Raw genomic sequence first — 13,605 nt, forward strand, 5'->3', positions numbered from 1 at the left:
TAGTTTTTAAAGATCGATCCGCCCAACCCGCCGCGCCTGAACCACCACTACCCGGCACCGCTTCGTTTGCGTCGCTGCGTCTGCAGCAGAGAAACGAGATTATGGAGAGCGGTCGACAACACGTCAAGCCCCTTCTGCGAATTTCTTTTGGGAGCAAAGACTCTCATCTCAATCTCATTGCCCACATTCACAAAAGAGTCAACTCACGTCAGATCAAAAAAGAAGCAAAATTAGTTAGCCCTCCGATTCAATCCGTCGAAGTCCGGAAACCCACCACCGCTCCCCAAGTTAAAGTTTTACCCCTCCTCGCCGTCAATCAGATCATCCCGCCACTTAAATTAGCTGCCGACTATGGACCATCCCGTCGACGCACACGTCGAGGAAACCCAGCGCGCCGCTGCATCGCCGGCGCTCGAGCCTGATTCGGTGCCGGTAGGCACGCCGCTGCCATGGCCGATCGTCGATGCCGACGGCACGCTGCTGTTCGCAAGCGCGACGACGCTCGCGACCACCGACGAACGCGACTTTCTGTTTCAACACTTCCGCCCGCACCGCGGCGACCTGCACGACCTCGGCACACAACAACCGCCGGCGCCCACGGCCCAGCCTGACCAGCTCGCCGAGCTGACGCTCAAGGATATGCACCTCGAGATCGGCGCATTGATCGGCATGCGCTCGCAACTCGGCAGCGGCGCGCCGATGCACCCATGCCGCATCATCGGTTTCGCGCCGAATCATGCGCTGTTCGTCACGCCGCCGATCCAGCAAGGCCAACCGCTGCCGCTCACGCCCGGCGAGAACGTCGAGCTCGTGGCGATCGCGAGTCAGGCCGTGTTCCGTTTCGTCTGCACGGTCGAAGCGGTCTGCCGCGTGCCGTTCGACTACGTCGTGTTGTCGAGGCCTGGCATGGTCCGCCGGCTACGCGAGCGCAAATCGATCCGCGTCCACGCGCATCTGCCCGTGCGGTTTGGCATAGGTGGAGCCGGCGACACGTACGAGGGCCTTGGCGTCGCCAAGGGCATCAGCGCGCTCGGCATGTCGTTGTGTGCGTCGTGGACACTGGGCGAGGTCGGCGACCGACTGCGCATCGCATTCCGGCTGAAGTCGGCCGAGTTCTATTCGCAGATCGAGACGACGGCAGTGATCCGCAACGTTCAGAAGGGCAAGACGCCTGGCGAGCCGTCCATGCATGGCCTCGAACTGGATCAACTCGATTCCGCTCAACAGATGGCGATGAAGGTCTTCGTGTTCGATCGTCAGGAAGACGTGCAGCACTGGTCCAACGGACTCCAATAAGCGCTCCGGCTGGCAACCAACGCGCGCGCGAACGGAGCAGTCCGAGCTCTCTGCGCACACATCGATCAGCCGATCAACTCTTCAGGCGTCAACCGCCGCGCTCCCCACGCATTGGCGAGCATTTCGCAACGGCCGAGCCGTATCGCACCACGCTCGAAATCGACGAACACGACTTCGTCGGCGCCGGCCGGCCGCGCGGGTTCGTCGCGCGTGCGGCCGTCGGTCAGAATCCAGAGCCAACGCTGCTGGGCCGGCCGTCGCCGCGCGCAGCGCTCGAGCAAATGCGCGGCGCTCCGCACGCCCGACGCGAGCGGCGAGCCACCGCCTCCGCCCACGGGCGCGAGCCTTCGCTCGTTCCACCAGCGCGGCACGGCGGGGCCGAAGCGTACGTCAGCGCCCGCACCACCGAAGCAGATCAGCGCAGCCTCGGCGCGCATCGCACTCGCACGGTCGAACAAGGCAGTCAGTAGGCCCTTCGCGAGCGCAAGGCGTTGGCCCGCCAGCATCGACCCGGAGCAATCGAGCACGAAGCAATGCAGCACTCCGCCGCCCGGCGCTTCGCGTGCGAAGCGCAGATGCTCGCGACGCAGCGTGCGCTCGCGCATCGCGGCGAGCGTCGGTGGCCATGCAATGCGCCGGCCCGGTTCGCCGCGCGACCTATCGCGCAAACCCGCTCTGACGCCTTGCGGCCATCGAAAACCGCTGCGCGAGTCAGCGGCGGCGCCCTTCCGATGGCTCAGCGTTTTTTTGCGTCGAGCGGAATGACGCCTTTGACAGGCACAGTCCCGGTCGGCTCGGGCGGCAGGTAGCCCCAGTCGGGGTCGGCGGAAGATGTCGCCGAATTGCCAGACGCCCCCCCAACGACTTCCTGCGATCGCGCCTCGCTGTCCGGCTGACGCTGATTCGCAGGCTGCGAATCATGCTGACGCCGCCGATGAAGCAGCACCGCATCGGCGACGCAATCCACATGTCCGACCGTCACCGCATCCCTCTGTTCGAATGCGGCCAGCGCGCGCGCCGCGCGCAGCATCACGAGGTCGGCGCGCAGGCCGTCGACGGCTGCGTCAATGCACAGCGCGCTCACACGCGCATGGACGGCGTCATCGAACGCAAGCAGCGGCAGCGCCGCGCGCGCCGAGCGAATTCGCTGCACGTATGAAGCCTGCTGCTCCGCATAAGAGGCACGAAACCCCACGGGATCGAGATCGAACGCGAACCGCGCTTTGACGATCGCCTGCCGCACCTGCGGCTCGAACGCGTTCTGCAACTCCACCATCAGACCGAAGCGGTCGATCAGTTGCGGCCGCAACTCGCCCTCTTCGGGATTCATCGTGCCAATCAGCACGAAACTCGCGTCATGACTGTGCGACACGCCATCGCGTTCGACGGTATTCACGCCGCTCGCCGCCGCATCGAGCAATGCATCGACGAGCGCATCGGGCAGCAGATTGACTTCGTCGACGTACAGCACGCCGCGATGGGCCTTCGCGAGCAGCCCCGGCGAGAAGCGCACCGAGCCGTCGCGCAGCACGGTTTCGATATCGAGCGTGCCGATCAGACGATCCTCGCTCGCGCCAAGCGGCAGGTTCACGAGCTGCCCTTCCGGCAGCAGCTCGGCAAGCGCGCGCGCGGCAGTCGACTTCGCGGTGCCGCGCGGTCCGCTGATCAGTACGCCGCCCAAGCCCGGATCGATCGCGGCAAGCACCAGCGCCTGCTGCAACGAGGCCTGGCCGATCAGCGCGGCAAACGGAAAAACCGGCCGCGACGCCGTGCCCGAAATAGAGCCCGCGCTGCCTAGGTCGTCCGTTCTTCGCATCGCTCCATTCATGTTTGTCTTCCTTCGATCTGCTGTTCGCTCGCAAGCAGATGCGCTTCCACCTGCGCGCGATAGTCGCCCGGCTGCTGCCACAGCCCTCGCTGCATCGCTTCGAGCAAACGCTCGCAGATCGAATGCAGCGCATGCGGGTTGTGCCGCTGCATGAACGCGCGGGTATCGGCGTCGTTCAGATAAGCATCGGCAACGAGCGCGTATTGATGATCCGCGATCACGCGCGCGGTCGCGTCGTAGCCATACAGATAGTCGACGGTCGCGGCGATTTCGGCCGCGCCCTTGTAGCCGTGGCGCTTCACGCCATCGAGCCATTTCGGATTGACCACGCGCGAGCGGATCACGCTCGCGATCTCCTCCTGCAACGTGCGCACGCGCGGCGCGGCAGGATTGCTGTGATCGGCGTGATAGACATGCGGCTGCTCACCGGCCAGATGCCGTACCGCCGCGACCATGCCGCCCTGGAACTGGTAGTAGTCGTTCGAATCGAGCACGTCGTGCTCGCGGTTGTCCTGATTCTGCAGCACGACGTCCATCGCTGCGAGGCGCGCGCCAAATGCGCGATGCGCCTCCTCACCCGCGGCCTTCTGCGTGTACGCGTATCCGCCCCAGGCCTGATACGCGTTCGCGAGATCGGCGTCGGTCTGCCATTGGCGCGAGTCGATCATCTCCTGCAGACCTGCGCCATACGCGCCGGGCCGCGCGCTGAACACGCGCCAGCCGGCGCGCTTGCGCGCATCGACCGGGTCCATGCCGCTCGCAATCAACGCATCGCGTTCGCGCTGCACACGCGCGCGAATCGGATTCAGCTCCGCCGGCTCGTCGAGTTCGGCAACCGCTTGCACGGCCGCATCGAACAGATGCATCACGTTCGCGAACGCATCGCGGAAGAAACCGGATACGCGCAACGTGACGTCGATACGCGGCCGATCGAACGCTTCGATCGGCATGATCTCGAAGTCCGTCACGCGATGACTGCCCGGCGCCCACTTCGGCCGCACGCCGAGCAGCGCGAGCGCCTGCGCGATATCGTCGCCGCCGGTGCGCATCGTTGCGGTGCCCCAGACCGACAGGCCGATCGCGCGCGGATAATCGCCATGCTCCTGCAGATGCCGCTCGATCAGTTGCTGCGCCGATTTCAGGCCGAGTGCCCACGCGGCTTGCGTCGGCACCGCGCGCGTGTCGACCGAGTAGAAGTTGCGGCCGGTGGGCAGCACGTCGGGCCGTCCGCGCGACGGCGAGCCGCTCGGACCGGGCGGCACGAAACGTCCTTCGAGGCCGCGCTTGAGCTGCGTCATTTCCTGCGGGCCGCATGCGTCGAGGCGCGGCAGCACGTCGTCGCGCAGGCGTGCAATTACCTGTGCCGCTTGCTGCAGACTTTCGTCGGCTACAGGAACGGCCTGCGAACGATCCGCGTCATCGCAATCGACACCGCAGACGCCGCGCAACAGCTCGCCCGCGAGCAACTCCAGCCGCTCGCGCGTATCGCCGTAATGCCGCCACGGTGCATCGCTGATCCGCCGCAAGACATCAGGACGTGGGCCGTCCCATGCGGCGGCCCAATCCACGCCCAACGGATCGAACAGATGATCGATGCGCAGATCGCGCGCCAGCGCGTCGACGAGCCCAGCCTTGCCGCCCTGTCCATCGCCGATCGGAAAGCGCCCGAGCGCGAGCAGCGTGTCGCGCCGCTGCACGCCGCGCGGCGACTGCCCGAACGTATGCAGGCCATCGCGAATCTGCGCTTCCTTCAGCTCGCACAGCCACGCATCGACGCGCGTGAGCAGCGCGTCTTCATCGTCCTGTCCGTCGGGCGCCGCGAGACTCAGCTCTTCGTGCAGCCGATGCTCGACGATCGTCGTCAGAATCGTGCGACGCAAGAGCTTTGCGCGACGCGAATCGACCATCAACGCTTCGTAGTATTCGTCGACCTGGCGTTCGAGGTCCTGCAGCGGCCCATAGTTTTCAGCGCGCGTAAGCGGCGGCATCAGATGATCGATGATCACCGCCTGCGCACGCCGCTTCGCCTGGCTGCCCTCGCCCGGATCATTGACGATGAACGGATACAGATGCGGCATCGGTCCGAGAATCAGATCGGGCCAGCACGCGTCGCTCAACGCGACACTTTTGCCCGGCAGCCATTCGAGGTTGCCGTGCTTGCCGACGTGCACGACCGCGTCGATGCCGAACTGGTGGCGCAGCCAGAAGTAGAACGCGAGGTAGGCATGCGGCGGTACGAGCTCCGCATCGTGATAGCTCGCGTAGTCGCCTTGCTCGCGCGAACGCGAAGGCTGAATGCCGACGAACACCTGCCCGCAGCGCCAACCCGCGATCATGAAGCGGCCGCGCCGCAGCGTCGGGTCCTCTTCGGGCTTGCCCCAGCGCGCGTTCAACGCGTCGCGCACGCTCGCCGGCAATGCGTTGAAATGCGCGAGATAGTCGTCGAGCGCGAGACTTTGCAGGGCCGGACGCAGATCGCGGACGACCGGATCGTTGGTCACGCCCTCGGTCAGCCTGTTCAACAACGCGTCGCCGTGCTCGGGCAGTTCGCCGACACGATAGCCCTCATCGCGCAGCATCGACAGAATGCCGACCACCGATGCCGGCGTGTCGAGCCCGACGCCATTACCGATGCGCCCTTCACTCGTCGGATAGTTCGCGAGAATCAACGCGACTTTCTTGTCGGCGTTATCGAGCGAACGCAAACGGCACCAGCGGCGGCTCAGCTCGGCGAGAAAACGCACCCGTTCGAGATCGGGCTGATAGCGGACCACATCGACCTGGGTACGCGCACAGCGATACGCGAGACCCTTGAAACTGATCGCGCGCGTAATGATGCGCCCGTCCACTTCGGGCAGCGCGACGTGCATCGCGATGTCGCGCGAATTCAGGCCGTGGTTGTCTTTCAGCCAATCCTCGCGATTGCCGCCGCTCAGGATCACCTGGAACACCGGCGCGTCGCCGGCGAGCGCGAGCGGCTCGGGGTCGTCGATCGCGGACGCGGCGAACGCGGTCGTGTTCAGCACCAGCGCGACGCCATGTTGCGCGCACAGCGACTGCACGACATCACGGCTCATCGCATCCTTCAACGACGTGATCGCGAGCGGCAGCGGATTGAGCCCTTGCGCTTCGAGCGCATCGATCAGCGCATCGAACACCGCGGTATTGGCGGCCTGCAGATGCGCCTTGTAGAACAGGATCGCGACGACGGGCGCGTCCTGCCGCCAGCGCGCCTGCCAATCGGCGACGGTAGGCGTATCGCGCTCGGGGTGATACAGCGACGCGGCCGGCAACGCGCGCGGCGGCTCGGGCTCGCGCCCCCAACCGAGTGCGCGATACGCGATGCAGCGCAAAAACGCCTCGGCGTTCTGCGGACCGCCCTCGCGCAGGTAGCGCCACAACTGCTGACACAACTCGGCGCTCGCGGTGCTGCGCGCGAGCAGGTTCGGGTCCTCCTGCAGATCGCCGGAAAACATCGCGAGCGTTTGCTGTTTGCGCTGCGCGAGCGCGACGACCTGCTCGATGCCGTACGGCCAATACGCTTCGCCGCCGAGATGATCGACGACGACCACGCGCGCATGCTGCAACACGTCGTCCAGATAGAAATCGACCGAGGCCGGCTGACGCAGATACGTGACGTTCGCAAGCCGCACGCTCGGGAAGCCGTCGCCAAGACGCGGCACCACGCTCGCGAGCAGCGACAGCGTGGTGTCGGCGGAACTGAGCACGACGATATCGGCGGGCTGCTGATCGATGCGGATCACGCCCTGCGTATCGTCGACGAAACCGCCCGGCGTCGTGCGCAGCAGATGCATGCTGGTGCGCCCGTTATGCCGTCGCGTTCGACGTCGCGCCGAGCGCCGCGTCGAGAGCCTGTTGCAGCGCGGGTCGATCGAGGTCTTCTCCGATCAGCACAAAGCGGCTCAGGGCGCCGTCGCCGTTTTCGCCCGCCTGCCAGCGCCGGTCGAAGTAGCTGTCGAAGCGCCGGCCCACGCCCTGGATCACCAGACGCATCGCCGCGCCCGGCAGTGCCGCGAAGCCTTTGACACGGTAAATCGTGTGGTTTTCGACCAGCGTCTGCAACGCGGCGAGCGCCGCGTCGCGCGACGGCACCGATGCCTGCACGACGACCGAATCGAATTCGTCGTGGTGATGATCCGGGTCGTCGGCGGAACCGTGGTGGTCGTGCCGCAGGTGGATCGTCTGCTCCGACGCCGCTTCGAGCCCCAGCAGCGTATGCAGGTCGAGCTGCCCCTGCTGCGCGCGCACGATCTTTACCTGCGGCGGAATCTCCGCGCGGATCGCGGCTTCCACTTCGTGCTGCCGCGCGTCGTCGATCAGATCGGTCTTGTTCAGAATCACCAGATCGGCGGCCGACAACTGGTCTTCGAACAGCTCGTGCAGCGGTGACTCGTGATCGAGGTTCGGATCGGCCTTGCGCTGCGCATCGACGGCGACCGGGTTCTCGGCGAACTGGCCGCTTGCGGCGGCCGGGCCGTCCACCACCGTCACCACCGCGTCGACCGTGAAGCCGTTGCGGATCTGCGGCCAGTTGAACGCCTGCACGAGCGGCTTCGGCAATGCGAGCCCCGAGGTTTCGATCAACACGTGATCGAGTTCGTCGCGCCGCTCCGCGAGTTTTTCCATCACCGGGAAAAACTCTTCCTGCACGGTGCAGCACAGACAGCCGTTCGCGAGTTCATACAATTGCCCTTCGGTCTCGACGCCGTTTTCATCGCAACCGATGCCGCAGCCCTTGAGGATTTCGCCGTCGATGCCGAGTTCGCCGAACTCGTTGACGATCACCGCAATGCGCTTGCCGCCCGCATGCTTGAGGATGTGCCGCAGCAACGTCGTTTTGCCACTGCCGAGAAAGCCGGTGACGATCGTGACGGGAATCTTGCGCAATTGAGTTTGCATCGTGAGGTCCATCCCTTTGCGTTGCATCGGTCTGCCGCAAAGTCCGCGCATCGGTCGGCATCGGCTGGCGAACGGAGCGAATGAATCACGCGCACAGTACCAGCGATCACCAGACACGGGGACGAACGACGGCATTGCCGCGACAACGGAAATACAGAAAACGGAACTGAGGTCATGAACGCGCCGCCGCATCCCCGCGGCGGTCGTTCTGCTTCTTCGGGCCGGTATCCGGGCTGGCGAAAGCGCCGCTTCCCCTTCCCGGCCGAGTGGTTTCTCGTCCAGTGGTGATATGTCGACGCGACCTTGCGCGAGGACATCGAAGCCGGCACCGCGGTGCCCGGCTATCAACCCGGAACCGCTTTTCGCTTACCGTTGCGGGGACAGCACAGGTTAGCCGCTCTAGCGCAGATGGCTCCCTGTTTCCCGTTTAACTGCATGCGCACGAACGCGCACGCGAGCACCCAAAGTGCGTGCGAGTGTAGGCCCCCGGGCATGCGCAGTCAAGGAACGCAGGCCGCCGGAAAGCGTCGCCGAGGCTTATCTGGCAAGGCGCCATGTGCTATCGTATGCGCGCGTTTGGTGCCCGCACATGCACTCGCATGTGCAGTTAAACGGGAAACAGGCAGCGCGTCGCGCGTTCAACCTGTGCTGTCCCCGCAACGGTAAGCGACCTGCGGCGCGCGATTCGATCCAGCTTCGATTCCACCGTGCCGCGCATGCGTTTTTTGATGCCACTGCCCCGCGAATCCGCAGATTCGCAAACAAGGACGGGAAGGCGAAACGCGTGAGGCCGCCAGCCCGGATACCGGCCAGACGCGGAGGCGGCGCCGCATGCACCCGTGCATCAGGTTGCGCCGCCGGCCGCCGGAATCCGCGGGGAACGGATGTGAAGGCGTAGAAACGTGGCATCGCGCGTTTCGTGGCGTTCTCTCTCTGAAGAATCCGCCGCGAGCCGCATGAGTGGCCGCGCCTGGATTCGCTGTATTGCATGACCTCTATATTCACTGCCGCGTGCACCGTCGCACGCCGCTCCTCTCCTCCCATCTCCGCATGGCATGCGCCATGCACGCCGCGATGACGCGCGCCTGGCTGATCGGCGCCGGTCCCGGCGACGTCGAACTGATGACGCTGAAGGCCACCCGTGCGCTCGCGCAGGCCGATGTCGTGCTGGTCGACGATCTGGTCAATCCCGACGTACTGCAGTTCGCACGCGCCAACGCGCAAGTCGTGTACGTCGGCAAGCGCGGCGGCCATCCGTCGACGCCGCAAGCGGACATCGTCGCGCAAATGCTCGGGCATCTGCGCGCGGGACGCAGCGTCGCGCGGCTCAAGGGCGGCGATCCGTTCGTGTTCGGCCGCGGCGGCGAAGAATTGCAGGCGCTGCAGGCGGCGGGTATCGAAGTCGACGTGATCAACGGCATTACGGCCGGCATCGCCGCACCCGCGACGCTCGGCATCGCGGTCACGCATCGCGATTACGCGCAGGGCGTCGTGTTCGTCACCGGCCACGGCGCCGGCAACGGCGAACCGGACTGGGCCGCGCTCGCCGCGACCCGCATGACGATCGTGATCTATATGGGCATGCGGCGGCTCGGCGAAATCGTCGCCGCGTTGCTCGCGGCCGGCATGTCCGCCGATACACCCTGTGCGGCGATCGAATCGGCGACGCGGCCCGAGCAGCGTCACGTGCTCGCGCCGCTGCGCGAGTTTGCCGAGGCGGTCGTGCGCGCAGGGCTCGGCTCGCCGGCGATCGTCGTGATCGGCGGCGTGGCCTCGCTCGCGCTTGCACGTGAAGCGGCGAACCGCGACGGCCGAGTCGATCACGAACAAGCTGCGAGCGCGCTCAAAACGCTAAGCGTCGGCATAGGTTGCCGCTTGCACAGCGATGCCGGCGACATCGAAGCCGCCGTGCGCGCAGCACTCGGTTCGAATGCCTTCGAGCGGATTCGCACCATCGCGACGATCGACACCAAAGGCAACGAAGCAGGTCTGCTCGAATTCTGTTCACGCCATCAACTGCCGCTGCAACTGTTCAGCCGCGAGCAGATCGCGGCCGCGCCGGTCGCGGCGCCGTCGGCGGCCGCGCGCGCGCATCTTGGTGTCGACGGTGTGTGCGAACCGTGTGCGCTACTGGCGGCAGCAGCTTCGGTCTCCGCGACAATCGCGCAAACCGCACGTCTGGTCGTACCCAAGACCACGCACGCTGGTATCACCATTGCAATTGCGGCGGCGACCGACACCGCACCCGGCGACGTAGCGCCCTTCCATCCCGCCCCTCAAGACCAGGACCTTCGATGAAAACCGACCCCGAATCGCATCAACGCATGACCGAGCGCCGCCGCGAAGGCCACGAAAAGAAGCAGGCCAGCGCGACCGTCGAAAAAGGCCTGCTGATCGTCAACACCGGCACGGGCAAGGGCAAGAGCACGGCCGCGTTCGGCATGGCCGTGCGGGTGCTCGGCCACGGCATGCGGCTGGGCGTCGTGCAGTTCATCAAGGGCGCGCTGCATACGTCGGAGCGCGATTTCCTCGGCGCAATCGCGCAATGCGATTTCGTCACGATGGGCGACGGGTATACGTGGAACACGCAGAATCGCGAAGCCGATATGGCGACCGCGCGCAAGGGCTGGAACGAAGCGCGGCGGATGATCGAAAGCGGCGACTACCAGATGGTGATCCTCGACGAGCTGAACACCGTGCTGAAGTACGAGTACCTGCCGCTCGACGAAGTGCTCGCGGTGATCAAAGCGCGCGCGCCGATGCTGCACGTCGTCGTGACCGGACGCCATGCGCCCGATGCGCTGATCGAAGCCGCCGACCTCGTCACCGAAATGCGCGCGATCAAGCATCCGTATCGCGAGCAGGGTGTGAAGGCGCAGCGCGGCGTGGAGTTCTGAGCGATGTCCGCATCCCCCAAGGGGACTTCCTCCGCTGCGTGCCCCGCGCTGTTCATCAGCGCGCCCGCGTCGGGACAAGGCAAGACCACGATCACCGCGGGTCTCGCGCGCTATCACCGGCGGCTCGGACGTCGCGTGCGCGTGTTCAAGAGCGGGCCGGATTTTCTCGATCCGATGATCCTCGCGCGCGCGAGCGGCGCGCCGGTGCTGTCGCTCGATCTGTGGATGGTCGGCGAAAGCGCGTGCCGCAACCTGCTCGCGCAGGCGGCGCAAGAAGCCGACCTGATCCTGATCGAAGGCGTGATGGGCCTGTTCGACGGCACGCCGAGCAGCGCCGATCTGGCGACCACGTTCGGCGTGCCAGTGCTTGCGGTGATTTCGGCGCAGGCGATGGCGCAGACCTTCGGCGCGCTCGCGTTCGGCCTTGCTCGCTTCAGACCACAACTGCCGTTTCATGGCGTGCTCGCGAATCGCGTCGGCTCGGCTCGGCACGCGCAGATGCTGCAGGAAGCGCTGCCGCCCGAACTGCGCTGGTGCGGCCACATCGCCGCGAGCGACGAGATCACGTTGCCCGACCGCCACCTCGGCCTGCATCAGGCCGATGAAATCGACGATCTCGAAGCGCGCCTCGAACGCGCGGCGGATACGCTCGCGTCGACCGCGCTCGCCGAACTGCCGCCGCCGGTCGATTTCGGCGCACCGTCGCCCGAAGTGCTGCCGCGTCTGCTCGAAGGCAAGCACATCGCGATCGCGCGCGATGCCGCGTTCTCGTTCATCTATCCCGCCAACCTCGCGCTGCTCGAAGCGCTCGGCGCGCGGCTCAGCTATTTCTCGCCGCTCGCCGACGAAGCGTTGCCCGCCGACACACATGCGCTCTATCTGCCGGGCGGCTACCCCGAACTGCAAATGGCGACGCTCGCTGGCAACATGCGCAGCGCGGCATCGATCCGCGCGCACGTCGAGGCGGACAAACCGGTGGTCGCCGAATGCGGCGGCATGCTCTACCTGCTCGACACCCTGACCGACGCGCAAGGCAAGAGCACGCCGATGCTCGGCCTGCTGCCCGGTCACGCGGAGATGCAAACGCGCTTCACGTCGCTCGGCATGCAGCAGATCGACGGCCTGCACGGCACGCTGACCGGCCACACGTTCCATTACTCGAAGCTCGCGACATCGCTCGAGCCGCAGCGCTTCGCCACCCGCGCGCACAGCGACACGCCCGGCGAAGCGGTGTTCCGCGTGGGTCCGATTGTGGCAACCTATATGCACGCTTACTGGCCCTCCAACCCGGCTTTCACGGCCGCCCTCTTTCATGGCGAAGCCTTTTGACGACTCCGAGCGCGACGCGGTCTATCGCGCGATTTACGAACGCCGCGACATGCGCCACTTCGTGCCCGATCCGGTCGATTCGGCGGTGCTGCGGCGTCTGCTCGACGCGGCGCATCACGCGCCGAGCGTCGGCTACATGCAGCCGTGGCGCATCGTGCGCATCACCGATGCAGCGCTGCGCACGGGCTTGCGCGACATCGTCGAGCGCGAACGGCTCGCCACCGCCGACGCGCTCGGCAAGCGCCGCGACGAATTCATGAAGCTGAAGGTCGAAGGCATGCGCGACTGCGCGGAACTGCTGGTGATCGCGTTGATGGACGGGCGCGAGCGACACGTATTCGGCCGTCGCACGCTGCCGGAGATGGACCTCGCGTCGGTCGCGTGCGCGATCCAGAACATGTGGCTCGCCGCACGCGCCGAAGGACTCGGGCTTGGATGGGTGTCGCTGTTCGAGGTCGACGCGGTGCACCAGCTACTGGCGATGCCGGAAGGCGCGCGGCCGGTCGCGATTCTGTGCCTCGGCCACGTCGATGCGTTCTACAGCGAGCCGATGCTCGAAACGGAGCGCTGGGCGAGCCGTCTGCCGCTAGGCGATTGCGTGTTCGAAAACCGCTGGCCAGGCGGCGAGCCGGCGCAGGAATAACCGACACGCGCGGCTCCGGCGACTCGAAGCTGCGTTATTTAGCGCTGCAGCGGCTCCATAGAATCGACGTTCGGCGCACCGCTCGCCTTGTCGATACTGAGCTTCACGCGCCAGTCGGCCGGCGCGTCGTACGGCAGCTTCGCAAGCGCGGTTTTCACGAGCAGCGGCAACGCATGCAGCGGGTCCGCGTCGCGATCCATATACACCGCACTGACCTTGTAGCGCTCGGCGCCGCTCGCATAGTCGAAAAAGCGCAGTGTCAGCGCGTGCTGATAGTTGCGCCCGAATAGCAGCGCGCCCGGACCGTCGCTGCCCGCGCCGCAATCGGCGGGCGCGCAATCCCCGCCGCCAATGCCGATCGACGCCGGCCGCGTGCTATACGCGATCGACAGCAGAAAATGCGCGGACTTGCCCGCCGTATCGACGAAGCCGTGTTTCGCCAACTCGTCGCGCAGCAGCTTTTCGACTTGCGGATGGTCGGCGCTGTCGTCCTGTGACTGCGTGCGCGCGAGTGAATAGGTCTGCCCGCCTTGCAGCGCAATGGCATGGTCGGCGCCGTTAGCGGAGGCGGTGTGCACGTCGGCGCTGAGGCCCGCGCAAGCGGTGAGGCTCGCCGCAGCCAGCGCGACATAGAGGTGAGCGATCTTCGCCATTTTCTGTTTTCTCTCTAGTCCATCGAATCCATCACAAGC

The 13,605-nt window shown here is 65.9% G+C and carries 11 protein-coding genes, 1 pseudogene and 2 riboswitches; of the genes and pseudogenes, 7 read left to right on the forward strand and 5 right to left on the reverse strand.

Annotation, left to right across the window (positions count from 1 at the left end; all coding sequences use genetic code 11):
* On the forward strand, nucleotides 1–422 hold a 422-nt coding region (locus VSR82_RS28805), incomplete at its 5' end, for a hypothetical protein (protein WP_410849867.1).
* Nucleotides 352–1,296, forward strand: a complete 945-nt coding sequence (locus VSR82_RS28810; RefSeq protein ID WP_429457673.1) for a flagellar brake protein — start codon at nucleotides 352–354, stop codon at nucleotides 1,294–1,296. The genes VSR82_RS28805 and VSR82_RS28810, both read left to right, overlap by 71 nt.
* A 65-nt stretch (nucleotides 1,297–1,361) precedes the next feature.
* Here VSR82_RS28810 and VSR82_RS28815 read toward each other — a convergent pair whose 3' ends face one another.
* From VSR82_RS28815 to cobW, 4 genes are all read right to left on the reverse strand, one after another.
* Nucleotides 1,362–1,901 carry a vWA domain-containing protein gene (locus VSR82_RS28815; protein ID WP_429457791.1) on the reverse strand — a complete coding sequence of 180 codons (540 nt, stop codon included), beginning with the start codon at nucleotides 1,899–1,901 and terminating at the stop codon, nucleotides 1,362–1,364.
* A 131-nt stretch (nucleotides 1,902–2,032) separates the two neighbouring features.
* Nucleotides 2,033–3,124 (reverse strand): magnesium chelatase ATPase subunit I, encoded by a 1,092-nt coding sequence (locus tag VSR82_RS28820; protein ID WP_429457671.1) that lies wholly within the window; start codon nucleotides 3,122–3,124, stop codon nucleotides 2,033–2,035.
* Nucleotides 3,121–6,939 carry a cobaltochelatase subunit CobN gene (gene cobN / locus VSR82_RS28825; RefSeq protein WP_498858276.1) on the reverse strand — a complete coding sequence of 1,273 codons (3,819 nt, stop codon included), beginning with the start codon at nucleotides 6,937–6,939 and terminating at the stop codon, nucleotides 3,121–3,123. Before cobN ends, VSR82_RS28820 begins: the two co-directional genes overlap by 4 nt.
* A gap of 13 nt (nucleotides 6,940–6,952) precedes the next feature.
* Nucleotides 6,953–8,044, reverse strand: coding sequence for a cobalamin biosynthesis protein CobW (gene cobW / locus VSR82_RS28830; RefSeq protein ID WP_429457668.1), 1,092 nt, complete (start codon nucleotides 8,042–8,044; stop codon nucleotides 6,953–6,955).
* 202 nt (nucleotides 8,045–8,246) lie between these two features.
* Nucleotides 8,247–8,524: riboswitch (cobalamin riboswitch) on the reverse strand.
* An 80-nt stretch (nucleotides 8,525–8,604) separates the two neighbouring features.
* A riboswitch (cobalamin riboswitch) is annotated at nucleotides 8,605–8,872 on the forward strand.
* Nucleotides 8,873–9,118: 246 nt separating this feature from the next.
* Between cobW and cobA the strand changes: the two are divergent.
* The 5 genes and pseudogenes from cobA to bluB all read left to right on the forward strand — a co-directional run.
* Nucleotides 9,119–9,844 (forward strand): annotated as a pseudogene (cobA, locus tag VSR82_RS28835) (uroporphyrinogen-III C-methyltransferase); the annotation flags it as partial.
* Nucleotides 9,845–9,907: 63 nt separating this feature from the next.
* Nucleotides 9,908–10,342, forward strand: coding sequence for a cobalamin biosynthesis protein (locus VSR82_RS28840; RefSeq protein ID WP_429457789.1), 435 nt, complete (start codon nucleotides 9,908–9,910; stop codon nucleotides 10,340–10,342).
* Nucleotides 10,339–10,941 (forward strand): cob(I)yrinic acid a,c-diamide adenosyltransferase, encoded by a 603-nt coding sequence (gene cobO / locus VSR82_RS28845; RefSeq protein ID WP_013091616.1) that lies wholly within the window; start codon nucleotides 10,339–10,341, stop codon nucleotides 10,939–10,941. Before VSR82_RS28840 ends, cobO begins: the two co-directional genes overlap by 4 nt.
* Nucleotides 10,942–10,944: 3 nt before the next feature.
* Nucleotides 10,945–12,270: a cobyrinic acid a,c-diamide synthase CobB gene (locus tag VSR82_RS28850; protein WP_410849871.1), complete on the forward strand. Its 1,326-nt coding sequence runs from the start codon at nucleotides 10,945–10,947 to the stop codon at nucleotides 12,268–12,270.
* Nucleotides 12,254–12,913: a 5,6-dimethylbenzimidazole synthase gene (bluB, locus tag VSR82_RS28855; RefSeq protein WP_429457667.1), complete on the forward strand. Its 660-nt coding sequence runs from the start codon at nucleotides 12,254–12,256 to the stop codon at nucleotides 12,911–12,913. Before VSR82_RS28850 ends, bluB begins: the two co-directional genes overlap by 17 nt.
* Before the next feature lie 38 nt (nucleotides 12,914–12,951).
* On the opposite strand, the gene VSR82_RS28860 is transcribed toward bluB, so the two are convergent.
* On the reverse strand, nucleotides 12,952–13,566 hold the full coding sequence (locus VSR82_RS28860) for a DUF4136 domain-containing protein (RefSeq protein ID WP_429457666.1): 615 nt from the start codon (nucleotides 13,564–13,566) through the stop codon (nucleotides 12,952–12,954).
* Nucleotides 13,567–13,605 lie beyond the last annotated feature (39 nt).

The sequence above is a fragment of the Burkholderia sp. JPY481 genome, assembly GCF_038900515.1.
GTDB classification, from domain to species: Bacteria; Pseudomonadota; Gammaproteobacteria; order Burkholderiales; family Burkholderiaceae; genus Paraburkholderia; species Paraburkholderia youngii.